Below are 25051 nucleotides of genomic sequence, written 5' to 3'. Positions count from 1 at the left end.
AACTGGGTCGGCTATCATGTCGCTGCCCACCTCGCACTCCATGGGCTGTTCCGTGCCCGCAAGCGGCCGGTCCCTGCATTCCTGATGCTCGATCAGCCGTCTCAGGCGCACTACCCGCGTGAACGGGATGTCGGGGAGATTGACGGCAAGAGTGATGAGGACCAAGCCGCCGTCGCTCAATTGTACAAGCTTCTCTTCGACTATTGCGCAGAGAACTATCCAAACATGCAGATTATCGTCATGGACCACGTCGAATTGCTCGAAGACTGGTTCCGAGTTTCCATGGTCCAGCGCTGGCGGGACAACATCAAGCTGGTGCCTGTCAGTTGGCTACTGTCGACCTAGCACCGACGGCCGGGAGCACGTCATGGACGACATCCTGAAGACTACCAACAAGTACGAACTCGAGTTCGTATCGATCAAGGCCCTAGTCGTTCGTAGCCCTGAATCGCTCCGCTCTCCTTTCGACCCAATCCCGACCATCGTTCAAGCTCTGGTGAACGTCGCTTCGTCTCGCATCGCTATCGCGACTGAGAGGATTTCGCTGCGCCAAGTCTGAGCGACGGCAGTCGGGAATGCTGCCCCGCAGCTAAGGATACGTCTGACCGTCCGCTAAGGGCCGATCTCGCCTGTCGATGGCAGTGGCGCGACTGGGGGTGTGAACCTGCCGTTCGCAGTCCTGGCCATGATGTTTTGGAGGCAATTCAGATCCCTAGTTCTCTGCGTGAGGCAAGAGCCAGGCTGCTGACAAGATCGCCGGGGATGGGGCGGCGCAATGTGAATGTTACCCCGGTTTTGGTCGCCTTGAGCCCGGCTGCAGCGATGTCGTTCGCGTGTGCCGCGATTGCAGCCTTCTCTACATAGAGACCGCATTGTTTGCTGAACGCCGCATAACCGACAATCACGGATTTCCCGATCCCGAACCCCGGCATATCATACTGGAGAAGCTCTTCGGCATCGGGAAGGGCCTTCGCCAGTTGAGCGCGCAGCCCGGCCAGCATCGGGCGAAACTGCTCTGGGGCTGCTGCAATGTAGTCGTCGTGGTCTGCGAACTTCGTCATGGGCCTCTTTCTCCAAATTGCGGCCATAGGCTCATGGTATCATCGTCAGGCCGATGAGTCCGCACTCCTGACCTGTCCGCCAGACCATGCTGCACCTCCCGATGAGTGGCCGGTTCGTGGAAGCTGCGCCGCAGCAAGAGGCGCCCCCAGCCGGCAGCTTTGGGCCGAGGCTACGCTCTATTCAACAATCTTGTGCCATAGCATCCGCACCGAGATTGCGAGTGCTGCCAGGCCGAGTCCAGCAAGCAAAACCAGAGTTGCATCCGCGCCAACCCCTTGGAGGAAGAGGGCCCCTGCAAGCGGCGCTCCCGCCTGCGCGATCAGTGCGGGGCTTGCCATCCGGCCCATAAGGACGGGATACCGCTCTGGCCCGAACAGGGCCATCGGCAGCGCGCCTCGGGCGATGGAGAACAACCCGTTGCCGCCGCCGTAAAGCATCAAGGCGACCCCCACGAATCCGAAGCCGAGCGCCAATGTCACGAGCCCCGTTGCGAAGAGAGAAGCGGCGAAGAGCAGAGTCCAGCGCGGGTGGTGTCGTCCTCCGCTGGCCATCTCCACCACGCGCGAGGCGACCTGCGCCGGTCCGATCAGCGCGCCCATGGCGACCGCCATTGTCGTCGGGATGCCGCGCGCATCCAGCAGGGTGAGGAGATGGACCGAGACTATTGCGGCGATGATCGCCGCCAATGTGAAGATGGTGGCCATCAACAGAAAGGCGCGTCGCTCTTCTTGGGACAGGGCGACGGATCGTCCTCCCGCATCCCTGCTGATCGGCATTGCCTTTGTCTCTGCGGGTATCATCCACCAGATCAGTGGCAGACTAAGGGCAAGATGGAGGATAGCGTAACCCGCTGCCGTCCAGCGCCAGCCGATCAGTTCCACCGCCCAAGCCGAGATCGGCCAGCAGACCGTGCTGGCGAACCCGCCCCAGAGGGTCAGCGCAGTGATGGCCGAACGGGCATCGCGCCCGTAGAGGCGCCCCAGAGATGCGAAAGCGGGATCATAGAGGCCAGCCGACATGCCGAGGCCGATGATGACCCAGCCAAGGTAGAAAACCGACAAGTTAGGGGCAACGGCCAAAACGAGAAGACCAGCCGAAAGCAGCACCATCCCGGCGGCAAGGACGGGCCTTCCGCCGTGCCGCGCAATGGCCTGTCCGACACGGGGGGAGGCCAGCCCGGCGACCAGCAGCCCCATGGATAGGGCTCCGATGATCCAGGGCAGCGGCCAGCCGGTATCGGCAACGATGGGACCGGCCAGCGGGGCCATCAGGTAGTAGCTGCTGCCCCAGGCGAATATCTGGACGATGCCGAGCGCGGTGATCACCGGCCAGCGCCGCGCCTGGCCTGCCGAAGTTGCGATAGTCATCGCACCGCGTCTCCAAGGCGAAGCCGGGCTTCAAGTGCCGCCGCAGCCTCCCTCCGCTCGCTGTAACGGTCGGTCAGATGTGCTGAGATGTCCCGCGTCAGGAGGGTGAACTTCACCAGCTCCTCCATGACATCCACGACGCGGTCGTAATAGGCCGAGGGCTTCATCCGCCCGGCATCATCGAACTCGTCATAAGCCTTGGCGACCGAGGACTGGTTGGGGATCGTCACCATCCGCATCCAGCGCCCCAGGATACGCATCTGATTCACGGCGTTGAAGCTCTGCGATCCGCCGGAGACCTGCATGACAGCCAGTGTGCGCCCTTGAGTGGGGCGGATGGCACCCATGGACAGCGGGATCCAGTCGATCTGGCTCTTCATCACCCCTGTCATCGCGCCATGGCGTTCGGGGCTGGTCCAGACCTGCCCCTCCGACCAGAGGCACATCTCGCGCAGCTCCTGCACCTTCGGATGATCCGCATCGGTCTCATCCGGCAATGGCAGGCCCTTAGGGTCGAAGACGCGCGTCTCGCAGCCGAAGTGGCGGAGCAGCCGCTCCGCTTCATGCGTCAGGAGACGACTGTAGGACCGGGCGCGCAGCGAGCCATAGAGCATCAGGATGCGGGGCGGATGGGTGGAGCGCGGGGCGTGGAGATCGGCGGCGGAAGGTATGCGGGCCACATCGGTCAGGTTGGGAAGATCGTTCACGCCTGCGTCTCTCGAATTGTTGGTGCATCGCTGAACCAGCGCCGACCCAGGCGCAGCGCGACCGAGACGAGCAGGATCAGTACCGGCACCTCGACCAGTGGGCCGATCACGGCAGCGAAGGCCACGGGCGAGGCAAGGCCGAAGGCTGCAATGGCGACCGCGATGGCGAGTTCGAAGTTGTTCCCGGCGGCGGTGAAGGCGATGGCGGTGGTGCGGGGATAGTCGGCCTCGATCAACTTGCCCATCCAGAAGCTGACCGTGAACTGGATCAGGAAGTAGAGGGTAAGCGGCACCGCAATCCGCAAGGCATCACCCGGCAAGGTCAGTACCTCTCCCCCCTTCAGGCTGAACATGGCAAGGATGGTGAAGAGAAGGGCGGCCAAGGTCAGCGGGGAAATCTTCGGCAGGAACCGCGTCTCATACCAATCCGCCCCATGGGTGCCTGTCAGGATGCGGCGGGTCAGGTAGCCTGCGGCGAAGGGGATTCCCAGGTAGATCAGCACCGCCTCGGCGATGGTCCAGACGCTGATGTCGATCACGCTGCCCTCCAGCCCGAAGATCGGCGGCAGCACCGTCAGGAAGATCCAGGCGTAGATCGGGAAGAACAGGATCTGGAAGATCGAGTTGAAGGCCACCAGCCCTGCGACATACTGGCTGTCACCGCGCGCGAGCTGGTTCCAGACCAGCACCATGGCGATGCAGCGGGCCAGGCCGATCAGGATTAGCCCGGTCATGTAATCGGGATGGTCGCGAAGGAAGATGACGGCAAGGGCGAACATCAGCACCGGGCCGATGAGCCAGTTCTGGACCAGCGATAGGATCAGCACCCGGCGGTCGGCAAAGACCTTCGGCAGCTCCTCATACCGGACCTTGGCCAGCGGCGGATACATCATCACTATCAGGCCGATGGCGATGGGAACGTTGGTGGTACCGAATGACAGGCTGTCCATCAGCGCAGGCAGGCCGGGCACGGTGGAGCCAAGCAGAATGCCAAGCGCCATGGCGGCGAAGATCCAGATCGTAAGATAGCGGTCGAGGAAGGACAGGCGACGGGTGGACATGGCTCAGACCGTCCTTGTCCGGTTACCCGCCGTATCGACCACCTGTTCGCCATCTTCCTTGACGAAAGCGCCCTGCTGCGCTGGCAGCAGGTCCAGCACCGACTCGGAAGGACGGCAGAGGCGAACGCCCTTTGGACTGACGACGACGGGGCGGTTCATCAGCACCGGGTTTGCCGCAATCGCGTCCAGAAGCTGATCCTCGGTCAGGCTCTCGTTGCCCAGATCCAGCTCGGCATAGGGCGTGTCCTTCTCACGGAGCAGAGCGCGCAGCGGAATGCCCATCCTGGCCACCAGATCCTGCACCATCGCCCGGCTGGGCGGAGTCTTCAGGTATTCGATCACATGCGGTTCCACCCCGGCATTGCGGATCATGGCGAGCGTGTTGCGTGACGTCCCGCAGGCGGGGTTGTGGTAGATGATGATTTCCATGATGTCCTCAGCGGCGGTCGCGGGCTTGGTCGGTGGCCCCCTCGGCACGACCGATCTCGCGCAGGTGGCTGTTCAGGCTCATCGCGTCCAGCGAGGCCATGGGGAGTTCGCAGAACAACTCCAGGCGAAGCGTCAGGTAGCGCAGCGCCTCGATGAAGGCCATCTCGCGCTCCAGTTCTGTGTCGGTCGCGGCGGCGGGATCGGCGATGCCCCAATGCGCCGTTGCAGGTGTGCCGGGCCAGAGCGGACAGACCTCGCCGGCTGCATCGTCACAGACCGTGATGACGAAGTCGAACTGCGGTGCGCCCTCCATCGCGAACTCGTCCCAGCTCTTCGACCGCAGCCCTTCGGTCGGGTAATGGAAGTTCTCCAGAATCTTCAGGGTCGTCGGATTGACGTCCGGCTTCGGGAAGCTGCCCGCCGAATAGGCGTTGAAACGACCTTCGCCGAGCTTGCGCAGGACGGCTTCGGCGATGATCGAGCGCGCCGAGTTGCCGGTGCAGAGGAAGAGGACATTGTAGACCCGTTGGGTCATGGGACGCTCCAGGAGATAAGGGTTCAGCAGCAGCCGGACGCGCGCGGCGCGCAGCACGACGATTGGTGTTGTTCCAGCCAGCGGTCGCGGGGCTTGCAACTGGCAGGGCGCGGCGACAGGGCGATCTGGATCCTGTCGGAGGTGATGATGGGTGCAGCCGCGCGGAACAGCTGCATCGGCCTGACCGCATCGCTGACCTCAAAGGTCAGCTTCGCCGTCCTGTCCAGGTCCACATGCTCGATCACCTTGCCGATAATCTTCACGAACAGCCCGGCGTGCATGTGAACGCGACCCGCATCCTCGTTCACGTCCCAGAGCTGCACAAAGATCTCTGTCCAGGCTTCCGGGTTGCCGCCGCAGTCGAGCGCTGCGAACTGTCCCGCTTTGACCTCGGTGACATGGTAGCCCGGTTGCAAATCCCTGCCATCGTAGCTGAACATAAGAGGCAGCGATCCGTGGTCCTGCAGCAGGGCCAGGAGTTCCCCGATGGTCACATCTTCTGGATCGGCAACGCTGACGCGGTCGCCAAGATTGATTTGGCCGTCCATCTGGGATACTCCTCGATTCGATACTTTGAGGATTATAGAAACATGGAAGAGCGTCAAGCCCTCCTCGCCTTCGGAGCCCTGTCTCAGGAAACCCGCCTTCGGATCCTGCGCCTTCTGGTGGTGGCCGGGCCGGAGGGCGTGGCAGCGGGTGCTGTGGCCGAGCAGATCGGTGTCACAGCGTCCAACGTTAGCTTCCACATGAAGGAGTTAGACCGGGCCGGGTTGGTGACCGCCCGCCGGAAAAGCCGGTCGATCATCTACAGCGCCGAGTTCGACGCGCTGGCTGGTCTGATCCGGTTCCTGATGGAGGACTGCTGTGGTGGACGGGTGGAGATGTGCGGCCCGATGGCTGCCTGTGCTTCTGCGGACTAATCCCCGGCGTCAGGCGTGCCGCCAGACCTTCACGGCGGAGATCAGCAGGATCACGGCCAACCCCGGCAGCAGGAATACGCTCGGGATCAGTCCGAGTAGCAGGCCTCCGATGAAGGTGCCAAGGATCGACCCGGCCGCCATGACCAGAAGAAAACGTCTGTTCCGCGCAAGGACGCCGAAGCTCTGGTCTTGGCTGTAGCGGGCAAAGCCGACCAGCATCGTGGGCAGGCTGACCGCGAGGGACAGCGATCCGGCCAGCTTGATGTCGACCCCGAACAGCAGCACAAGAGTGGGGATCAGCAGCTCGCCGCCTGCTACCCCCATGAGGGATGCGACGACCCCGATCCCGAAGCCAAGGACACCACCGGCCACCGCCTACGGCGCACCGGACAGCATGGCCTCCTCGGCCGTCACGTCATGCCCGAAGACCAGCACTGTAGCGATCAGCACGAGCATGATGGCGATCACTTTGTAGAGCGTCTCGGAGCGCAACCGCGTGGCCCATCCCGCTCCGAACCAGGCTCCCGCGAGGCTCCCGATCAGAAGGTTCAGCAGGATCGGCCAGTTGTCGGCGATAACGCCAAACGGAACCGTGCCCGCGCGGAACGGCAGCGCGGTCGCAACCACGACCAGGCTCATCGCCTTGTTCAGGATCACCGCCTCCAGCGCGGCGAAGCGGAACACCCCGATCAGGAGGGGAAGCCGGAACTCGGCCCCGCCCAGACCGATCAGCCCGCCCAGCGTTCCAATGACGGCACCGCTGGAAAACGAACCCGGCAGGCTGCGTTGGTCACCGTTCTCTGCGTCAGTCTGCATATCTGGCGGTCTCACTGGGTTGTAGCGATCTGACCTTTTGGTCTGATCTCGTCAGTCGTTTCTGCGTTTACACTTGAACGGCTGCTTCCGGAAATGCCACTGCGCAGCATTCTGACTTGCTGAACGGCAGCAATGGGCCGCGAGTGACTTGGTAAGAGCGCCTTGCCAAACTCGTCGGCGCCTTGGAGTGACTTGTGCGTGCTTGGACTACCCAGCCCGCGCGCATATCGCAGACAAGGCCAGCCTTGCGGTCGCGCGCAGCTCGGGATCCGTCGCCCCAGCCCGGGCTGCGATCTTCAATCCGGAACGAAGTGTCAGCATAAGCCGTCCTGCCGCATTGGGATCGGTTCCGGCAGTAACTTCGCCCTCCTCGATGCCCTGGCCGATCCGCGCGGCGAAGGCGGCAATTGTCGCTCGTCCGGCAAGATCGTTTTGCGCACTCACATCGGGGTCACTGCGGCTGAATTCCATGATCGACGACAGGCCCAGACAGCCGCTTTCCAGATCCTCTGCGTTGCCCAGTCCCACCAAGAGCGCCGCCTCCAGCGCGTCCAGGCACGGATTTCCGGCATTCAACGCCACCTGTATCTGCGCTAGAGACCGGGCCGAATAGCTGCGCAGGGCCTCAAGAAACAGGCCGTGCTTGTCGCCAAAAGCACCGTAAAGGCTCTGTCGCGCCATGCCCATGCCCTCGGTCAGGTCACGGGTCGAAGCCGCCTCATAGCCATGCCTCGCGAAAACGCGGATGGCCTGGGTCAGTACCGTGTCGCGGTCATATTCAACAGGGCGTGCCATGGCGTCACAATAGGGGATGCGGACCGATTGATCAAGAATGTTCTTGACTGATCAGTCTTGAATCATCACAGAGTTACGGACCAATCAGTCCATAATGGAATCAGACAATGCCATCCGATCTAGTCCCGACCTCTCCCGTCCTCGTTTTCGGCGGCTCTCGCGGCATGGGCGCCGCCATTGTCCGTCGGCTGGCGGCCGAGGGACGGCCCGTCGCATTCACCTATGCCTCCTCAGACGCCACCGCCCAGACCATTGTCGCAGAGATCGAGTCAGCAGGCGGCAAAGCCCTGGCGATGCGGGCCGACAGCGCGGATGCCTCGGCCGTCGCGGCGGCCGTCGATCAGGCAACTGGCCGCTTTGGCCCCCTTGGGGTGCTGGTTGTTAACGCCGGTGTTCTGATGGGCGGGCCCATCGACAGCTTCGCGCTGGAGGATTTCGACCACATGCTGGCGGTCAATGTGCGGGGGGTCTTCCTCGCCATCCATTACGCCGCGCCGCATCTGTTGGACGGTGGCCGGATCATCACCATCGGCAGCAACACGGCCGAGCGGATCGGCAGCCCTGGCTCCAGCGTCTACGCCATGACCAAGGCGGCGGTGGCGCAACTCGTCCGTGGCGCCGCGCTGGACTTTGCGCCGCGCGCGATCACCGTCAACAACATCCAGCCCGGCCCCATTGAAACCGACATGACCGCCGGGCTGATGGACCAGATCCGCCCCCGTCTTCCCCTAGGCCGCATCGGAAAGCCGGAAGAGATCGGGGGGCTGGTGTCCTGGCTGACCGGGCCGGACGCGGGCTATATGACCGGCGCGAGCCTGACGATCGACGGTGGCTGGACCGCCTGAGGGGGAACCGCAAGAAATGGAAGGGCCTGGATGAAAATCACGGCCCGTCTATCCCGAGACTGTTCTGTGGCGCAGACTTTCCGCACATCTCCCAGTTGGGCAACCTCCATGCCTGTATGACCACCGATCGTACGGCAGCTTCCGGCATTGCCGCCTCGCAGTACCGACTACACTCGACCGGCAGCAATGCGCCGCATTCGCCTGCCGGGAGCAGCGGGACCATTGATGGCGCCGAGCTTGGAAGTTGCTGTGTAGCAGTATGTTGCGCGGAGCCCTTTGCGGATCGTCAGAGCATCACTCATGTTAATTTCGTTCTTCCGATGTCTCCTGTCCTTCAACGGTTGCTGACAGCCGCAATTTCATGCCCGTGATCCGATGTGCGTCGGTCACAATCAATGCGGCAGCACCCAGGTCAGCTTCTCCGGGTTGCGGGTGATGTAGATCCGGTAGATACGGCCGTCCGTGATGTCCAGCGCCGTGGTCTGCAGAGAGCCGGCAATGCAGCAGATGAAGCCCGGCAACCCATCGATGAAGGTCAGGTCCAGCAGCTCCATTTCCGCACCGAACTTGCGCGACAGGGACATGAACATGCGGGTGATCGCGGCCTCGCCCCGGATCACGTTCAGAACCGCATTCACCTTGCCACCTCCATCGGCATGCAGCGTGGCGCCTTGGGCCAGCATGGTTCCAAGTGTTGCCGCATCGCCGGTCTTGCAGGCGTCAAAGAACGCGCGCGCCAGCGCCGCGCCTGTGTCGCGTGGCACGGGATAGCGAGGGCGGTCGATCTGGACATGCGCCCTCGCCCGGGCGGCCAGTTTCCGCGTGGCGGCGGGGGCGCGGTCGATGGTCCGTGCCACCTCATCCAGCGGCTGGCCAAAGACATCGTGCAAGAGGAAGGCCGCGCGCTCCAGCGGCGACAACCGCTCCAGCGCCACCATTAGCGACAGGGTCAGATTGTCAGGGCGCAGCGCATCGTCGGGTTCCTCGATCAGCGGCTCTGGCAGCCATGTGCCGGGATAGGTCTCGCGCCGCGCGCGGGCTGATTTCATCTGGTCCAGACACAGGCGCGAGACCACCCGCGTCAGCCATGCCGCCGGTTCCGCGACCTGGCCATGATCGCCGTTCTGCCAGCGCAGCCAGGCCTCCTGCACCATATCTTCGGCCTCGGCATGGCTGCCCAGCATCCGGTAAGCCAGACGCAGCAGCCGGGGCCGCTGCGCCTTAAAGACCTGAACCGGGTCAGGCCGCATGGGAACGTTCGGTGGGCAGGCCCAGCCCATGAGCGACGCCAAAGGCAATCTGCGTCCGGTTCCACAGGTTGATGCCGCCGATGGCAAAGGTCAGGAAGGCCAGCTCATCCGCATTGAATACCGCCGAGACCGCCTCCCAGTCAGCATCGGTCGGATGGGCTGCGGCAACTGTGGTCAGGGTTTCCGTCCAGGCCAGCGCCGCCCGCTCACGCGGCGTGAACAGCGTGCTGTCGCGCCAGCCTGCCACCATATGCAGCCGCAGATGGCTTTCGCCATCTTTCAGCGCGTCGGAGACATGCATCTGGATGCAGAAGGCGCAGCCGTTGATCTGGCTGGCGCGCAGCTTGATCAGATGTAGCAGCACATGGTCCAGCGGACCCTTGCGCAGCTCGGTCTCGAAGGTGACAAGGCCGTTGAAGGCGCTGCCGATGCGTTTGAAATGGTCGGTCATGCGAGGTGTCATCGTCTATCTCCAAGTTGATCTGACACCGAGAAGACGAGACGGCCTAGGCTTTTGTGACATGGCACAGGCAATATTATTGCACAGGATTCAGGCCGGACAGCCGGCCCACCTCTGGCTTGCTGTAGCGATCAACGGCGGCAAAGTCCTGCATAGCGGCTCGCATCAGCGGATCCTTTGGCAAAACCCGTGGTCACCGCGAATTTCCTGTCCGACCCCCAGGATGTGAAATCCCAGCTGGCGGCCATCGACCTCTGCCGCCAGCTTGGCAATGACGCGGCCTTCGCCCCCTATCGCAGGCGCGAAGTGGTTCCTGGCCGTGATCTGGATCCCGCCGCCAAGGCCGAGTTCGTGAAGAATGGTGCCACAACCTTCTTCCATCAGGTCGGCACCGCCCGGATGGGCAAGGACGATCCCGCCGTAGTGGGTGCCGATCTGAAGGTGAAGGGGATCGAGGGCCTGCGCATCGTCGACGGCTCGATCATGCCACGCATCGTTACCTGCGCCACCATGGCGACCTGCGTGGTGATCGGAGAGCGGGGAGCCGAACTGATCCTTGGGTAGGAAAGGGGTAAGCGGCGCCTTGCGGGGCGCCGCTTACCCTTTCGCTCGCTCGATATCGCTGCAGCCGGTCTGAACGTCAGCTTCCGGTGTTGCGGCCTCGCAGCATTGGTTGAGGCTGACCGACCGCAAAGGGCCGGCCTCGCCTGTCGTGGCCGGCCACACGGCTGAGGGGTCCAACCTGGCGGTTGCTGTGCCGCAGCATGTCGCTCGGAGCCCAAAGCGGTCATTGAAACGGATGGCCGGGCAGCCTATTCTCTGCCTGTCACAGAAGGAGGTTTATGCACAGAGGCTTCGATTGAACCGCATGTAGCGGCATCGCTCGGCACATGGTGCCGATCCTTTTTGCATGATTTCTGTGGAGTTCTCATGGAGAACAAGAACGTGTTGATCCGGCCCTTTGATGCGGCAACGGATCTTAAAAAACTGTCCGATATCTGGTTCGAGGCTTCGATGAAGGCCCATCCCTTCATTGGTGAGAAAAGGCTGACCGAACAGCGCGGGCTGATCGAGGGGGAGTATCTGCCAAAGGCAGAGACTTCAGTGGCATGCCTCGATGCAGAGCCTGTTGGCTTCATCAGCCTTCTAGGGACCTTCATTGGCGGGATTTTCATCTCGCCAGACCGCCAAGGCCTTGGCGTTGGCCGCAAACTTATCGCTGATGCCCTAGCCCGAAAGGGGGGGCTTTCCCTTGAGGTCTACACCGAGAATGAGCAGGCCGTTCGCTTCTATAATCGCCTCGGTTTCCGCGAGGTTTCTCGCCGCGATATCGACGACTTCGGCTTTCCGTTCCCGAATGCGACACTCAGTCTGAAGGGATGATAGCAGGTCGGGTGGGGCTTCAGTGCCTCGCCCGACCGTCCGCTTCGCCCGCAGAGCCGACGCTCCGACTGGCGATTTTCTGCGCCACGCGTCGACCGTCCGCTTCTGGGAATGCGGCCACGCAGCATCCGTCGACGTTGATCGACGGCTCTGGGCCGTTAGCTCGCTTCGCACAGACTGTAGGCGTCACCGTTGGTGCGGGAAACTCGGTTTTTGTCCTCGTCCCAAAAGCAGGCATCCGATCGCAGCCAGCTGAATCACTGCTGCCCAAAGAAACAGCGCGTTGGATCCGGCGGCATCGGACCCTGTGCGCAGCAGTCCGAACGCGGCTGGCGCGAAGGCATAGCCCGCCTGACCGATGGCGACGATCAGCGGCACAACTCGGGCGGTCTCGGCCGGAGAAAATTCCTGCTGCGCGATCAGCGGCGGCAGTGAGGTGGCATTGCCGATCCCCAGCCCGAACAGCGCGATGCCGAGGAACAGCCACACACCACTTTCACCTGCAGACAGAATGAACAGCATCGAGCCGATCACCTGCACTCCGTAGCTGGCGCAGGCGACAAGGCGGCGGTCGGCACTCGCGGGCATCACCCAGCCGACCAGCGACCGCCCCAAGATCGCGGCGACTGTGGCCCCACCCATGGCAAGGCCCGCCATGCCCTCCCCCAACACCGGAACCAAGAGCGAGAACAGATGCGCCAGCAGCCCGATCTGGGCGAAAAGCCCCAGCATCATGCCGGCCGCAAGGGTCAGAAACTTGCGGTCGCGCCGGAAGGAACTGTGCAGCGGGGCTTCGACCTGAGCAGTCTGCAGGCGCGGATGCTCCGTGCCATCCGGGTTTTGCCGCAAACTTTCCGGCGTGTGCCGGAACACCAGCGCCGACAGTATCCCTACCGCCACAACCATGAGCCCGCCGATAGCCAGCGTTGCCGGGACAAAGCCGATGCCCGCGATCAGCGCGATCCAGAGTGGCGAGAAGATGACGCCGCCAAGGCTTGCCCCGTTATAGGCCATGCCCAATGCCGCAGGGCGGCGCTGACTGAACCACGGCGAGATCAGGGCATTTACTGCGGCGGCCCCCATCGCGACCCAACCCGCTCCGCTGGCCAAGGCCGCCAGAAACAGCTGCCAGGGCTGTGCTGCCAACGCCCAGCCAAGGATGCCCTGCGCCAGCAACACCGCCCCCATCACCGTCACAAAAGGCGCGCCGAAGCGCCGGTAAAGGCACGGCAGATTGGCCACCACCCCGGCCCCGAAAAGGAAATGCACCGTCACCGCAGCCGAGACCAGCGCCACCGGCCAGCCGGTCCGTGCGACGACCGCGTAAAGAAACACCGGCGGGCCATAGAATCCCACGCCCCAGCCAAAGATAGCCAGAAGAAACGTAGCCGCGACGACATGCCAGCCAAAGAATGGGCGGGCGGTGGGGGCAGGCAGGGGCATGGGAAAGCTCTCGATTATGTCGCGCTTGTTATGGCCTGAGACCCGGATGGAATGCTTCGGTGAAACCCGAAGCATTCAACTTCGCTCTGCGCTAGACTGCCCCCAACCGGAGGAGCCCAATGGCCACATCGAACCGCATTGCTGAGGTTGCTGCCGCAGTGGGAGAGCCTGCGCGTGCCGCCATGCTGGCCGCCCTGATGGACGGGCGCGCCCTGACCGCCACCGAACTGGCCGAGGTTGCCGCGATCACACCGCAGACGGCCAGCGGTCATCTGGCCCGGCTGTCCTCTGTCGGGTTGATTTTGGCGGAGAAGCAGGGGCGCCACCGTTATCACCGCCTTGCCAGCGCCGAGGTCGCACGGATGATCGAAAGCGTCATGCAGATCGCGGGTGGCGTCACACTGACCCGGACCTTGCCCCGTGTCGGCCCCAAGGACGCGGCCCTGCGGCAGGCGCGCACTTGCTATGACCATCTGGCTGGGGCGCTTGGCGTCAGTATCGCCGATGCGCTGCGCGCCAGCGGAGCGATTGAAATCGAAGGCGATGCCGCTGCTTTGACCGAGGTCGGTCGGGCGCAGATGCAGGCGCTCGGCATCCTGTCCCACGAAAGTGATCCGCGCGGCACCCGCCCGCTCTGCCGGCCCTGTCTGGACTGGAGCGAGCGCCGCCCGCATCTGGCTGGAGCCGTGGGGGCAGCGATCTGCAACCACGCGCTGGATCAGGCCTGGGTCCGGCGCCGCACAGGCACACGGGCGCTCGAGATTACGCCTGCGGGCAGGATTGGCTTCAGGCAAGCCTTTGACGTTGATAATTTTGGGGCTAACTGTGGCGTCGCCGTATCTTAGGTCGAACGCCCGCTCTCGAGAATGCCGCGCGGCAGAGCCTAAAGCCTCGAATGGCGGCTAAGGGCCGACGGCGATGAGACGAGCCGACCCCGGGCTGCCTCTCCCCACTGCTGTGGGGCGCTCCGGCGCCTCGAGCCCGAAACGGTCATTGGAGTCCAAAGCAGCCAGGTCCCGGACAGTGATGCACTTCTGGCGCGAGCTTCAGCCTGTCGCAAACTCTGCTACCAGCGCGTCCAGGAGCAGTTTGATCCGCCGCACCTGCGCGCGTCCTTTGGGGTAGATCGCTTGCAAGCGCAGCGGCGGAACCTCGAACGCGCGCAAAAGCGGGATGAGGCGGCCAGCGCGTATGTCTTCGGCGATGTCCCATTCCGCCTTTCTGGCGATGCCATGGCCCTTGATGCACCAATCGCGCACCACGGCACCATCATTGGCGATCCGGTCGCCCGTCAGCAGCAGGGTGCGCGGCTTGCCATCCACGATGAAAGGCCATGCGCGATCCACTTCGCCGCGAAAGCGCATCATCAGGCAATTGTGGGTGGTCAGATCTTCAGGGCGTTCCGGCACCCCGTGGCGGTCCAGATAGGCCGGAGCGGCGCAGGCGATGCGGGCGCTTGGGGCCAGCGCGCGCACCATCATCGAACTGTCGGCAAGATCGCCGTAGCGGATCGCGACGTCGATCCCCTGGGCGGCGAGGTCGATGTAGCCATCGCTCAGGTGCAAATCGACACTGACCGCCGGGTGCCTGGCCAGGAAGCCGTCCAGCAGCTGCGAGATCCTGTTGCGCCCCAGATCGCTGGGGGCAGAAATGCGGACAGGCCCTGCGACGCGACTGACACCTTCGCGCAGGCGGGTTTCCAGTTCCTCAGCTTCGGACAGAAGGTTCGGGGCACCTTCGGCCAGGGCGCGGCCCTCTTCCGTCAGGCTCAGGGCGCGAGTGGTGCGGGTCAGCAGGCGCGTGCCGTAATGCGCTTCCAGCATTGCGAGGCGTTCGGAAACAGTGGCTGGGGAAAGCCCCGCCTCGCGACCTGCAGCGGCCATGCTTCCGTGGCGGACGATCCGCAGGAACAGCGCAAGGTTCTCCAGCAGCATTCGCTTTTTCCGAATTATAATTTCAACAGTGGCCACATTATCATGATCCTCCGTATGGTGTAAATCTGCTGCAGCAAAAGGAACACCGTCATGCACCTGGACCACGCAACGCTTCGTACCTCCGACCTTACGACAACGCGGGGCTTCTTCATGGACCTGTTCGACCTGACCGAGGGCACACGCCCCGCCGTCATCCGCCGCATCCCCGGCCATTGGCTCTATGCGGGTGACGAACCCGTTATCCACCTGATCGGTGGGCCTCACGCCGGCCCGGGCAGTGACCGGTGGGACCATGTCGGTTTCCGCCTGAAGGGCTACGCGGCATTCCGTGACAAGCTGGAGCGGATGCACATCCCCTATAGCCCGATGGACCTGCCCGATATCGACGAACGCCGGCTGTTCTTCCACGCCCCCAGCGGCGCATTGATCGAAGCCGTCTTCCGCGATGAACCCTGACCTCCAGCAATCGCGAGATGAACATGACCAAGCTGTTTACCCCTTTCGACCTTGGTGCTGTCACCCTGCCGAGCCGCATCGCAATGGCACCGATGACCCGCTCGCGCAGCGCGCAGCCGGGCAATGTGCCCACCGACCTGATGGCCGAATACTATGCCCAACGCGCCAGCGCCGGTCTGATCATCACCGAGGCGACGCAGATCAGCCCCCAAGGCCAAGGATACTCCTACACGCCAGGCATCCATTCGGCCGAGCAGGTCGCGGGCTGGCGCAAGGTCACCGATGCAGTTCACGCGAACGGCGGACGCATCTTCTCGCAACTGTGGCACGTTGGCCGGATGAGCCATGAGCGCTTCCATGCCGACGGCAAGCCCGTCGCCCCCTCGGCGCTGGCCCCCGATGCTTCGGTCTGGGTCGTTGATCCCGCGACCGGCACGGGCAGAATGGTGCCTTGCCCGGTGCCGCGCGCACTGACCGCTGATGAAATTGCCGAAGTGGTCGCCGATTACGCGAAAGCCGCCCGCAACGCCGTCGCCGCAGGCTTTGACGGGGTCGAGATCCACGCTGCAAACGGCTATCTGATCGACGAATTCCTGCGTACAACCGCGAACCACCGCACCGATCAATACGGCGGCAGCGTGGACAACCGCATCCGCTTTGCTATCGAGGTCTTCGAGGCCGTGGCCGCCGAAATCGGCGCGGACCGTGTGGGCATCCGCATCTCGCCCTATATCACGCAGCGCAACATGAACGATCCCCAGGCCCCCGCGACAATCCTTGCCATGATCCGCCAGTTGGGCCGCCGTGGCCTGACCTATACCCATATCGCCGAGGCGGATTGGGACGATGCGCCCATCACGCCGGACAGTTTCCGCCGTGACCTGCGCGCGGCCTTTGGCGGTGCGGTGATCGTGGCCGGAAAATACGACCGCGCGCGGGCCGAGGCGATGCTGGCCTCCGGCCTTGCCGATGTGGTGGCCTTCGGCCGCCCCTTCATCGCCAATCCCGACCTGCCGCGCCGCTATGCCGAAGATCTGCCGCTGGCCAGTTTCGACGGCGCGGCGCTGTTCGGCGGCACGGCGGCGGGCTACACCACCTATGCGGCGGCACCCTGACGATGGCGCCACTGACCGATGAGGAGGTCTTGCGATCCTGGGGCAATGACCGGATCGGCACCGATCTGGTGCATGAAAGTGGCGGGCTGCGTGTCTGGCATCTGCGCCTTGCCCCGGGCGAAACGCTAGCCCCCCATTGCCACGACCGGCCCTATCTCTGGACCGTCCTGACCGATGGACAGGTCATCTCCCGCTATAGTGACGGCCGGGTGGTCGATATGACCTACCGGGCTGGCGATACACGCCACTTCCCTGATCTCGATCAGCGGCAGGCCTTCGTCCACGACCTGACGAATACCGGCACCACCGAGCTGGTCTTCGTCACCATCGAATTTGGCCATTAACTTTGAAAGAGACGACCATGAAAGCCGTTGCCCTGACCCACTATCTGCCCATCGACAATCCGGAGTCCTTCCTCGATGTCGATCTGCCCAAACCCAGCCCCGCCGGGCGCGACATCCTGGTCGAGGTGAAGGCCATCGCCGTGAACCCCGTCGACACCAAGGTCCGCAGCCCGAAGGACAAGATCGAGCCCGCGCCCCGCGTGCTGGGGTATGATGCCGCTGGCATCGTCGCCGAAGTCGGGCCGGAGGTGACCCTGTTCAAGGTTGGTGACGAGGTCTACTATGCCGGCGACATCACCCGCCCCGGCACCAACCAGCAGTTCCATCTGGTGGACGAACGCATCGTCGGCCAGAAGCCGAAGACGCTGTCCTTCGCCGAGGCCGCCGCCCTCCCCCTGACCACCATCACCGCCTATGAGGCGATGTTCGACCGGCTCGACATCGACCGTGACGGTGCGGATGCGGGCCAGACGATCCTGATGATCGGCGGCGCTGGGGGTGTGGGCTCCATCGCGATCCAGCTTGCGAAACGGGCGGGTCTGGCGGTGATCGCCACCGCCTCGCGCCCGGAAACCATTGCCTGGGTCAAGGAACTGGGCGCCGATCATTCCATCAACCACCGCGAGGATATGGTGGCGCAGACCCGCGCGCTTGGCTTCCGGCATGTCGATCATATCGCGATCTTCAACGACATGCGCCATTGGGCCGCTGCGGTGGAGCTGATCCGCCCCGAAGGTGGCATCGTCTCGATCGACGACACCGACCTGCCGATGCCGATGGGTGGCATGAAGACCAAGTCCGCCAGCCTGCATTGGGAGTTCATGTTCGCCCGGTCGATGCACCAGACGCCCGATATGATCGAGCAGCACAACCTGCTGAACCATGTCGCGGAACAGATCGACGCAGGCCACATCCGCACCACGCTGTCTGAAGTGCTGTCGCCCATCAACGCCGCCAACCTGCGCAAGGCCCACAAGATGATCGAGGCGGGCACCGCCAAAGGCAAGATCGTCGTCGAAGGGTTCTGAGAACCTCGCTCAACCCGTCAGACAGGTCGCGTGCGCCGGCTCTCGACCTGTCTGAAAACAGCCGCTTCGCCTCAAACTCCGAAGTCGTGTCCGGTGAATTCTGCACTTTGTGCCGAACGACCGCTTCAGGGAGCGCCGCCAAGCGGCAACCGTGTTCCGCGCCCGTCTGCTATGGTGAAGGATTTTCGACGCGGGGCGCGGCGTAACGTTTTCTGGCGGTGCTTCGTCGGCCCGCGTATGGGCCGGAGAGCCGCCTGACTACAGCGCGGCATGGCCGCTGCAGCAATCTATCGAAGCAGCCGTTCGGGCGCACTGCAGAGAGTTCCCAGTCATAACCACCGCGAGGGGCGGAGAGCGCTCTGTTGGGCACGCGGCATGGTAGTCACCGCAAGGCCAGGAAAGCGGACTAACGGCGGTGTGCCCTTGCAGATGCCACAAACTTTGCAAAGCACCCTTCACAAGACCTGGATCAACCGGTCACCTCGCCATAACGCACTGATCATCAACAGACATCTGGAATCCCTTGTTGCAGCGCCAGCGGTTGCCGGACCGATCAAGGTGAGCGTCGTCGGGAAGGACAATCCTGCTGCAGGCTGTCCCATCCTGCTCGAAGCCTCTTTCGCAGCGCCATCCCTGCCCGTAGGTGCTCGTATCAAGGAATGCATTCTCGGGGACGGGCACCGGGTCACAGCTGCCGCGGACCTCAAAGAACCCGCGCTCGCAGCGCCAGGCCGCGCCGTGGCTGGCATTGGTAGGATAGGCGTTGTCGGGCAGGACGATCGTGAGGCAGGAGCCGGAAGTCGCGATATAGCCGCGCTCGCATTCCCATCCGTTCCCTGAAGAACTGCCGGTCAGAAATGCGTGCTCCGGCACTTCGATCCGATCACAGCTGTCGCGCAGTCTCCGATACCCTCGGTGACAGTCCCACCCTGATCCGCCATCTGACAGAAAGGCATTCAAAGGGATCGGAATCGCAAAGCATGAGCCGCTCTTTTCAGCATATCCATGCGTGCACTCCCAGCCTGTGCCATAGGATCGGCCCGTCGGGTAGGCGTTCTCAGGTAGAGTGATCTCGGCACACGACTCGCCGTCAGACCGATAGCCAAGGTTGCACTCCCAGCCGCCACCGAACCGTCGCTCCGTGGCGTTGTCCGGAATTGCCCCGTGGCCCCCCTGCTGTGCCAAGACGGGAGTTGTGGAAACTAAACAGAAGCCCAGGATTAGGCCCATGAAACTGGACAGCCTGATGATCGCTTGCCGGGCCATGATCGAGAACTTCTCCATTCGAGTTGCGCCGGCAGCATTTGCCGAGCACCATGTTTCCTTGCTCTGCCTTGAGGAATCGGCCTGCCTTCAGTGGATTTCCGGCATCGATCATGATCCGCCCGGAGCCTCGCTCAGGGCAAGAGGTCCTGCAATCGCCATCCGTGACAGCGCCATTTGCTGAAGGCTGGTCAGAGCACTGATCAGGCGGCAGGCAGTTCGAGCGCAGCCAGACAGGCGGTCGCAAGATCGCGGTTTGGCGCATCACTTCCGGGCATTGTCGCCCAGCCGGTTGCGATAAGCGCGTCGCGTCGTCTGGGAGTTGTCGCCTGCTGGATCGTGGCGATCTTGCTGACGCGCTCCGGATCTGCCGTAGACATCGCCAGGCAGACCGGAACCAGCGCAGCAACGGTTTGTTCGGTAGCGACGGTCTGCGCCAGACGGTTGGCGCCTCCGGCTGTGGACCATCCCGCCCATCCGAAGCCGATCACAGCAACTGCGATACCGCCGATGATGCCGCCATAAATGCCGGGCTTGAGCCATTCAGGAGTTTTCATGTTTGCGCCCTTTCAGGATGCAGGCCTCTTGACCACAGAGCACATCGCTGGATGTTTGTGATGCGAAGCCGGGTGCGGTTCGAAAGAAAGATGTCGTTCGGCAGCTGGTGCAGAGGATCCGTGGCCAAAGGCGACCTGAACGGATCCGCCCAACCGAAGCCAGTATTATGCAGCGGCCGCCCCGAGAGACTGACGGGTGTTAGCATCGCGCAGGCCGTTTCTGAATTATTCCCGGAATTCCGTGTTTTCTGTCGGTGAGAACGTATGGCGGCCACCGGGGAAACCACTCGCGCAGTTTTCGTGCATCTCATCGACGCTCAGCGATCATGACCTCGGTGGTGATCAGAAGGCCCGCAATCGATGCGGCATCCTCGAGCGCGATCCGCACCACCTTTGTCGGGTCGACGATACCGGCCTCGAACATGTCGACGAAGCTCTCTGCCTGCGCATCGAACCCGAAGCCAGCGCGACCTGCCTCGATGATCTTCCCCGCGACTACAGCGCCGTCGATCCCGGCATTCTCGGCGATCTGGCGCAGAGGCGCCTGTAGCGCCCTGCGGATGATCCTGATCCCGGCGTCCTGCTCGGGATTGTCGCCTTTCATATCGGCCAGCAGATTTCCGGCGAGAAGGAGCGCGACCCCTCCGCCCGGGACGACGCCCTCCTCGACAGCCGCACGCGTCGCATGGAGCGCATCGTCAATCCTGTCCTTGCGTTCAGTCACCTCTGTCTCGGTGGCACCGCCGACGCGGATCACGGCAACGCCGCCCGACAGGCGTGCCAGCCGCTCCTGCAGCTTTCCCTTCTCGTAATCCGACGCTTCACCCTCGATCTGCTCGCGGATATGGCCGATGCGAGACGCGATCGCGGCCTTGTCGCCCTGACCGCCGATCAAGGTCGTGGCGTCCTTGCCGACGAGGATTTTCTTCGCCGTACCCAGCCGTGCCATCGCCACATCCTCAAGCCGCGTTCCAAGCTCGGCCGAGATCACCTCGCCCCCCGTCAGAATGGCGAGATCTTCCAGTATGGCTTTGCGGCCATCGCCGAAGCCGGGGGGCTTGACCGCTACAACCTTAAGACCAGCGCGGAGCTTGTTGACGACCAGCATCGCAAGCGCCTCGCCTTCGATATCTTCCGCAACGATCAGCAGCGCTCTGTCGGCCTCCAGCACCTCCTCGAGCAACGACAGCATCGGCTTGAGGGCCGATAACCTGCTGTCCAGTAGAAGGATGACGCAGTCTTCGAGGTCCACGGTCATCTTTTGCGCGTCGGTGATGAAATAGGGGCTCAGCCAGCCGCGATCAAACTGCATGCCTTCGACAACTTCTGTCGTTGTCTCGATGCCTTTTGCGTCCTCGACGGTGATGACACCTTCCTTGCCGACCCGCTCCATCGCATCCGCGATCTGTCGGCCAACGGCAGCATCGCCATTCGCCGAGATCGTTCCGACCCGCGCGATTTCATCACTGTCGCGAACTGGCCGCGACATATCCCTGATGCCTTTGACCGCAATCTGGACAGCCTTGTCGATACCGCGTTTCAGATCCATCGGGTTCATGCCGGCTGCCACCGCCTTCATGCCTTCCCTGACGATGGCCTGCGCAAGGACGGTGGCGGTCGTCGTGCCATCTCCGGCCTCGTCATTGGTGCGGATCGCAACTTCACGAACCAGTCGGGCACCCATATTCCCGAACCTGTCCGCAAGCTCGATCTCTTGCGCAACGGTCACGCCGTCCTTGGTGATCCGTGGCGCACCAAAGTCCCGGGCCAGGATGACATTGCGCCCCTTCGGGCCAAGGGTGATCCTGACCGTATCGGCGAGGATATCGATGCCTTTCACCATGCGACTACGGGCTTCGGTGCCGAAGAGAACGTCTTTCGCAGACATGTCGGTCGCTCCTGAAAACTGGCAATGTGGAAGCGGGGGAATAGTCCCGCGAGAAACGGCGTGACCGATCCCGATGTGCTGCCCTTTGTTGATGGCCGCCGTCTCGGGATCCCTCTGGCCTGAGAGAGCGCGGTGCTAAGGCCGGCCGGATGGGTTTATCCCGGCCATGATCCCGTTGATCAGGCTGGCTACGCTTTGATGCATCTGCATCTCTGTTGCATCGCCCGCCGCATTCTCATGTGCCGCGGCCGCATCGCGGAGCACACCTGCAATCTCGCGTTCAGGAAGGAGTTTGTGGTCATGGATGGCGAGGAGGAGAGCCTCGCAGATGGAAAGTGCTGCCATTCCTGCATGATCTGTCTGGCCGGGCATCGCGAGGCGTCCTATTGGTATAGAAGAGGATCAGGACCGGGGCAGAATCCCGATGAGCTGCATCACCCTGACAGGAAGTTCTGTCGGCCGGACTGATCCAGAGCAGCCTGCCCGACTGCCTGCCGTGAATTCCGCACCAACCGGGAGAAGCTGTTGAACCCTATTGAGAGCAGTCCGCTGACCCGGAAACTGTCGACCTTCGTGGCCCTGTCGGATGTGGATCTGGAGACACTTGCGCGCTTTCATCGGCGGCGCAGAACCTTCCTCGCCGGGCATGAGATGATGCACGAGGGCCAGTCGAATGCTTCGGCCTACATTCTGGCCGAAGGCTGGGCCTGCTCCTACAAGATGCTGCCCGATGGCGGACGGCAGGTCATCAACTTCCAGATTCCCGGCGATTTTCTGGGTTTGCGCAGCATCCTGTTCCGAACGTCAGACCTCAGCCTCGAGGCGCTGACGGATATCGAAGCCTCCGAGGTCTTTGCCCCGGATATCCTCGGCGCATTTGCCGAGGCGCCCCGGCTTGCCACCGCCGTCCTCTGGGCCTCATCCCGCGACGAGGCGATGATGGTCGAGCATCTGGTCAATCTCGGGCGGCGCTCAGCGGTGGAGCGGATGGCGCATCTGCTGATGGAGCTCGGGGCACGGCTGAACCATGTGGGGATCGGCGACAGGACGGGATTCTCCTGTCCCCTAACCCAGTATCATCTGGCCGATGCCCTTGGTCTGAGCGCCATTCACGTCAACCGGGTGCTGCGGCAGTTGCGGGAGGACGGGCTGGTCACGTTCCGGCAAGGCAAGGTGACCTTCAACAATTTCGAGGGCCTTCAGGCACTGGCGGGTTTCGACACCGGCTATATGGATCATGCAGGGCCGTTGCTGCGTTGACCCGCCTGCAACGACCATTAAGGAGGCAGGCCTTGCCGCCCTTGTCGCCCTGACAAGCGAGGCTGCACAATCCGCACGCCGGATATCGTCGGTTGCGGGCTCCGCAGCCTCGCTGGAACTTGTTACGACCTGCTGACTGGCTCCCCGTCAGCGCCTTTCGGTATAACGGTGTCTTGGAGCGGCTGACTGATCCAGGTTTGCATGGGCCGATATTCAGCATGCCATCGCGTTCCGGGGAGCCGGAAGTGCGAGGGTCGCATCCATTTTTGATTCAGGCATAATTCAGAGAGGACGCTAACACCGATCAGCCCCGGCGGCGGACGATGATCGTATGGTCAGAACGCTGCCGTGTCGCCGCGCCGAAGCGAAGGCGTCACACGCGGACAAGTTTTTCAGACCTGATCGGAGGCTACAGATGAACATCCGCTCATCCAGGAAGCAGGTGACTTTCGCGCATCCTTTCACCTTGTCAGGTTACGCCGATCTGCTGCCCGCCGGAAATTATGATGTCCTCGTCGAGGAAGAGCTTCTGCAGGGGTTGAGCTTTGAGGCCTACCGCAGGACCTCGACCCATATGATTGTCACAGGACAGGCTGGTCGGGCGGAGATGCGACCGATCACTGAGAAAGACCTTGAGGCCGCGATCGGGCGAGATCAGGCCGCACCTCAGCCCGGGGCGCAGAATGAGTGATGATCCGGTGAGCCTTGATGCCCGGCGCAGCACCGAAGGACAGATGGCGACGGATTTTCGCCGTCATGCTCTCAGGGAGTTCGAAGCCGATCAGGAGGCCCTGCGCAAACGCCAGGAGGAGCTTGAAGCGCAACTTCTCGCCGAGCCATCGGTGACATGGATGGAGGCAGCAGTGAAGGCCCAATACCTGATCCGTCGCTACGCAGAGACTGCGGAAGCAGGGGACGCCCGTAAGCAGAAGCTGATCCAGCGCGCCCTCGGAGATCTGGCGCGACTGATCGAGAGCGAACCGAAAAAACCGTGAAAGATTCCCTGCCTGACGATAACGATCTGCAACGCGCCCTTGCGGATGCACCAAGGGAACGACCCTGCCTGCGATGCCAGACGATGTTCTGGAGCGAGGGGTTCGGCGAGCGCATATGCAAACGCTGCAAAGGGTCTCATTCGTGGAAGAATGCCGTCCCCGTTTCCCCGGGCTCTTCGCGAAAGTCCTGAAAAGCATCATCTGCGGGCATAGCGGCGGTCGAAAGCAGGATACACGTGGTCTTTCTCGAAACGGTTCATACGACCACCTACCGATATCGAAGCGAGGTCTCCCTCGGACCGCACCGCATGATGCTTCGGCCACGCGAGTCCCGGGACCTGCACCTTCTGTCCCATGACGTTTCCCTGTCTCCGGCTGCGGAACTGTCATGGGCGAATGACGTCTCGGGCAATGTGATCACAACGGCCACGTTTTTGCAGCCGACCGCCTGCTTGCGGATCGAGAGCCGCGCGAGGATCGAATTGACGGCTTCGCCCTCGCCAGGATTCGCCATTGCGCCCTCCGCGATGCGCTGGCCGTTCCTCTACTCCGGTGACGACTGGACCGACCTCGGTGCTCTCGCCATGCCTCAATATCCCGATCCCGATGGCCATTTCTCTCGCTGGGTCGAGGGATTTGTGTATGGCTGGCGCACCGACACGCTGTCCCTGCTGATGGATATCAGCGACGGGATATCCGACCGCATTTCCTATCAGAGCCGGGAGACCGAAGGCACGCAATCGCCGCTTGAAACCCTGCACCGTGGCTGGGGGTCGTGCAGGGATTTCGCGGTCATGCTGGCGGAGGCGGCAAGGATACTCAAGTTCGGCGCACGTATCGTGTCCGGATATCTGTTCGATCCCCGTGAAAGCCTTGTCGGATCCACGGGGCCGGGTTCGACCCATGCCTGGACCGAGATCTATGTGCCCGGCGCGGGCTGGATCACTTTCGATCCGACCAACCGGAGTGTTGGTGCAAGGAATCTGATCCCGGTGGCTGTGGCCCGCGATCTGCGCCAGATCGTCCCGGTTTCGGGCAGCTTCATCGGCAACAGTGATGCACTTGTCGAAATGGCGGTCAGTGTCACTGTAACCGCAGAGAACCTCGACCAGGCCCCATCGTAACGTGGCGCTGGTCG

At 62.9% G+C, this 25051-nt stretch carries 32 protein-coding genes and 1 pseudogene; 16 read left to right on the top strand and 17 right to left on the bottom strand.

Features of this window, described 5'->3' with window-relative positions:
• On the top strand, positions 1-345 hold a 345-nt coding region (locus M3484_RS12620; RefSeq protein WP_249497131.1), incomplete at its 5' end, for a DUF3732 domain-containing protein.
• A gap of 22 nt (positions 346-367) precedes the next feature.
• Positions 368-559 carry a hypothetical protein gene (locus tag M3484_RS12615; RefSeq protein ID WP_249497130.1) on the top strand — a complete coding sequence of 64 codons (192 nt, stop codon included), beginning with the start codon at positions 368-370 and terminating at the stop codon, positions 557-559.
• A 145-nt stretch (positions 560-704) separates the two neighbouring features.
• Here M3484_RS12615 and M3484_RS12610 read toward each other — a convergent pair whose 3' ends face one another.
• The 7 genes from M3484_RS12610 to M3484_RS12580 all read right to left on the bottom strand — a co-directional run bounded on the left by M3484_RS12610 (position 705) and on the right by M3484_RS12580 (position 5709).
• Positions 705-1061, bottom strand: coding sequence for an iron chaperone (locus M3484_RS12610; RefSeq protein WP_249497129.1), 357 nt, complete (start codon positions 1059-1061; stop codon positions 705-707).
• Positions 1062-1238: 177 nt separating this feature from the next.
• Positions 1239-2429, bottom strand: a complete 1191-nt coding sequence (locus M3484_RS12605) for an MFS transporter (RefSeq protein ID WP_249497128.1) — start codon at positions 2427-2429, stop codon at positions 1239-1241.
• The gene (gene arsH, locus M3484_RS12600; RefSeq protein WP_249497141.1) at positions 2426-3118 is read right to left on the bottom strand and encodes an arsenical resistance protein ArsH; all 693 of its coding nucleotides are present in this window, start codon (positions 3116-3118) and stop codon (positions 2426-2428) included. The genes M3484_RS12605 and arsH overlap by 4 nt, the downstream gene beginning before the upstream one ends.
• 14 nt (positions 3119-3132) lie before the next feature.
• A complete protein-coding gene (gene arsB / locus M3484_RS12595; RefSeq protein ID WP_249497127.1) occupies positions 3133-4197 on the bottom strand; it encodes an ACR3 family arsenite efflux transporter in 1065 nt (354 codons plus the stop codon).
• Between the two features lie 3 nt (positions 4198-4200).
• Positions 4201-4629, bottom strand: coding sequence for an arsenate reductase (glutaredoxin) (gene arsC, locus M3484_RS12590; RefSeq protein WP_249497140.1), 429 nt, complete (start codon positions 4627-4629; stop codon positions 4201-4203).
• A gap of 4 nt (positions 4630-4633) precedes the next feature.
• A complete protein-coding gene (locus M3484_RS12585; protein WP_249497126.1) occupies positions 4634-5161 on the bottom strand; it encodes an arsenate reductase ArsC in 528 nt (175 codons plus the stop codon).
• A gap of 23 nt (positions 5162-5184) precedes the next feature.
• Positions 5185-5709, bottom strand: coding sequence for a DUF6428 family protein (locus M3484_RS12580; protein WP_249497125.1), 525 nt, complete (start codon positions 5707-5709; stop codon positions 5185-5187).
• Positions 5710-5751: 42 nt separating this feature from the next.
• Here M3484_RS12580 and M3484_RS12575 point away from each other — a divergent pair, with 42 nt between their 5' ends.
• Positions 5752-6081, top strand: a complete 330-nt coding sequence (locus M3484_RS12575; RefSeq protein ID WP_249497124.1) for an ArsR/SmtB family transcription factor — start codon at positions 5752-5754, stop codon at positions 6079-6081.
• Positions 6082-6090: 9 nt separating this feature from the next.
• On the opposite strand, the gene M3484_RS12570 is transcribed toward M3484_RS12575, so the two are convergent.
• The 3 genes from M3484_RS12570 to M3484_RS12560 form a co-directional block, all read right to left on the bottom strand.
• Positions 6091-6453: a TSUP family transporter gene (locus tag M3484_RS12570; protein WP_249497123.1), complete on the bottom strand. Its 363-nt coding sequence runs from the start codon at positions 6451-6453 to the stop codon at positions 6091-6093.
• Positions 6454-6456: 3 nt separating this feature from the next.
• Positions 6457-6897: a TSUP family transporter gene (locus M3484_RS12565; RefSeq protein WP_249497122.1), complete on the bottom strand. Its 441-nt coding sequence runs from the start codon at positions 6895-6897 to the stop codon at positions 6457-6459.
• A gap of 207 nt (positions 6898-7104) precedes the next feature.
• Positions 7105-7692, bottom strand: coding sequence for a TetR/AcrR family transcriptional regulator (locus M3484_RS12560; protein WP_249497121.1), 588 nt, complete (start codon positions 7690-7692; stop codon positions 7105-7107).
• Between the two features lie 107 nt (positions 7693-7799).
• Between M3484_RS12560 and M3484_RS12555 the strand changes: the two genes are divergently transcribed.
• On the top strand, positions 7800-8537 hold the full coding sequence (locus M3484_RS12555; RefSeq protein WP_249497120.1) for an SDR family oxidoreductase: 738 nt from the start codon (positions 7800-7802) through the stop codon (positions 8535-8537).
• Between the two features lie 392 nt (positions 8538-8929).
• Here the strand turns inward: M3484_RS12555 and M3484_RS12550 are convergent, their stop codons facing one another.
• Both M3484_RS12550 and M3484_RS12545 read right to left on the bottom strand, forming a co-directional pair.
• Positions 8930-9787, bottom strand: a complete 858-nt coding sequence (locus M3484_RS12550) for a sigma-70 family RNA polymerase sigma factor (protein WP_249497119.1) — start codon at positions 9785-9787, stop codon at positions 8930-8932.
• Positions 9777-10238, bottom strand: coding sequence for a carboxymuconolactone decarboxylase family protein (locus M3484_RS12545; protein WP_249497118.1), 462 nt, complete (start codon positions 10236-10238; stop codon positions 9777-9779). Before M3484_RS12545 ends, M3484_RS12550 begins: the two co-directional genes overlap by 11 nt.
• Before the next feature lie 177 nt (positions 10239-10415).
• Here M3484_RS12545 and M3484_RS12540 point away from each other — a divergent pair.
• A pseudogene (locus M3484_RS12540) lies at positions 10416-10811 on the top strand (GMC oxidoreductase); the annotation flags it as partial.
• A gap of 342 nt (positions 10812-11153) precedes the next feature.
• Positions 11154-11630, top strand: a complete 477-nt coding sequence (locus tag M3484_RS12535) for a GNAT family N-acetyltransferase (protein ID WP_249497116.1) — start codon at positions 11154-11156, stop codon at positions 11628-11630.
• 186 nt (positions 11631-11816) lie between these two features.
• Here M3484_RS12535 and M3484_RS12530 read toward each other — a convergent pair whose 3' ends face one another.
• Positions 11817-13073, bottom strand: coding sequence for an MFS transporter (locus tag M3484_RS12530; protein ID WP_249497115.1), 1257 nt, complete (start codon positions 13071-13073; stop codon positions 11817-11819).
• A gap of 119 nt (positions 13074-13192) precedes the next feature.
• On the opposite strand from M3484_RS12530, the gene M3484_RS12525 reads away from it, so the two are divergent.
• Positions 13193-13918 (top strand): ArsR/SmtB family transcription factor, encoded by a 726-nt coding sequence (locus M3484_RS12525; protein ID WP_249497114.1) that lies wholly within the window; start codon positions 13193-13195, stop codon positions 13916-13918.
• Between the two features lie 201 nt (positions 13919-14119).
• Here M3484_RS12525 and M3484_RS12520 read toward each other — a convergent pair whose 3' ends face one another.
• Positions 14120-15007: a LysR family transcriptional regulator gene (locus tag M3484_RS12520; RefSeq protein WP_249497113.1), complete on the bottom strand. Its 888-nt coding sequence runs from the start codon at positions 15005-15007 to the stop codon at positions 14120-14122.
• 150 nt (positions 15008-15157) lie between these two features.
• Between M3484_RS12520 and M3484_RS12515 the strand changes: the two genes are divergently transcribed.
• From M3484_RS12515 to M3484_RS12495, 5 genes are all read left to right on the top strand, one after another.
• Complete coding sequence (locus M3484_RS12515; RefSeq protein ID WP_249497112.1) at positions 15158-15463, top strand: VOC family protein; 306 nt, start codon at positions 15158-15160, stop codon at positions 15461-15463.
• 17 nt (positions 15464-15480) lie between these two features.
• Positions 15481-16578 carry an alkene reductase gene (locus M3484_RS12510; protein ID WP_502942460.1) on the top strand — a complete coding sequence of 366 codons (1098 nt, stop codon included), beginning with the start codon at positions 15481-15483 and terminating at the stop codon, positions 16576-16578.
• A 2-nt stretch (positions 16579-16580) separates the two neighbouring features.
• Positions 16581-16922, top strand: a complete 342-nt coding sequence (locus M3484_RS12505; RefSeq protein ID WP_249497110.1) for a cupin domain-containing protein — start codon at positions 16581-16583, stop codon at positions 16920-16922.
• A 17-nt stretch (positions 16923-16939) separates the two neighbouring features.
• Positions 16940-17950, top strand: coding sequence for a zinc-binding alcohol dehydrogenase family protein (locus M3484_RS12500; RefSeq protein WP_249497109.1), 1011 nt, complete (start codon positions 16940-16942; stop codon positions 17948-17950).
• A 1228-nt stretch (positions 17951-19178) separates the two neighbouring features.
• Entirely contained in the window at positions 19179-19397 is a 219-nt protein-coding gene (locus M3484_RS12495) for a hypothetical protein (protein WP_249497108.1), read from the top strand.
• A gap of 19 nt (positions 19398-19416) precedes the next feature.
• Here M3484_RS12495 and M3484_RS12490 read toward each other — a convergent pair whose 3' ends face one another.
• From M3484_RS12490 to M3484_RS12480, 3 genes are all read right to left on the bottom strand, one after another.
• The gene (locus M3484_RS12490) at positions 19417-19770 is read right to left on the bottom strand and encodes a hypothetical protein (protein WP_112313406.1); all 354 of its coding nucleotides are present in this window, start codon (positions 19768-19770) and stop codon (positions 19417-19419) included.
• 307 nt (positions 19771-20077) lie between these two features.
• Positions 20078-21658, bottom strand: coding sequence for a chaperonin GroEL (gene groL, locus M3484_RS12485; protein WP_249497107.1), 1581 nt, complete (start codon positions 21656-21658; stop codon positions 20078-20080).
• A 135-nt stretch (positions 21659-21793) separates the two neighbouring features.
• Positions 21794-22003 carry a hypothetical protein gene (locus M3484_RS12480; protein WP_249497106.1) on the bottom strand — a complete coding sequence of 70 codons (210 nt, stop codon included), beginning with the start codon at positions 22001-22003 and terminating at the stop codon, positions 21794-21796.
• Positions 22004-22183: 180 nt separating this feature from the next.
• On the opposite strand from M3484_RS12480, the gene M3484_RS12475 reads away from it, so the two are divergent.
• The 4 genes from M3484_RS12475 (at position 22184) to M3484_RS23800 (ending at position 25037) form a co-directional block, all read left to right on the top strand.
• Positions 22184-22918 carry a Crp/Fnr family transcriptional regulator gene (locus M3484_RS12475; protein WP_226937577.1) on the top strand — a complete coding sequence of 245 codons (735 nt, stop codon included), beginning with the start codon at positions 22184-22186 and terminating at the stop codon, positions 22916-22918.
• Between the two features lie 415 nt (positions 22919-23333).
• A complete protein-coding gene (locus M3484_RS12470) occupies positions 23334-23609 on the top strand; it encodes a hypothetical protein (RefSeq protein ID WP_249497105.1) in 276 nt (91 codons plus the stop codon).
• Entirely contained in the window at positions 23602-23913 is a 312-nt protein-coding gene (locus tag M3484_RS12465; RefSeq protein WP_249497104.1) for a hypothetical protein, read from the top strand. The genes M3484_RS12470 and M3484_RS12465 overlap by 8 nt, the downstream gene beginning before the upstream one ends.
• A 236-nt stretch (positions 23914-24149) precedes the next feature.
• Positions 24150-25037: a transglutaminase family protein gene (locus M3484_RS23800; protein WP_349306274.1), complete on the top strand. Its 888-nt coding sequence runs from the start codon at positions 24150-24152 to the stop codon at positions 25035-25037.
• Positions 25038-25051 lie beyond the last annotated feature (14 nt).

The organism is Pseudomonas sp. GX19020 (assembly GCF_023371075.1).
In the GTDB taxonomy this organism is placed as follows: domain Bacteria; phylum Pseudomonadota; class Alphaproteobacteria; order Rhodobacterales; family Rhodobacteraceae; genus Pseudogemmobacter.
Note: the sequence above shows the minus strand (reverse complement) of the source record. Positions and strands in the feature narration are given on the sequence as shown.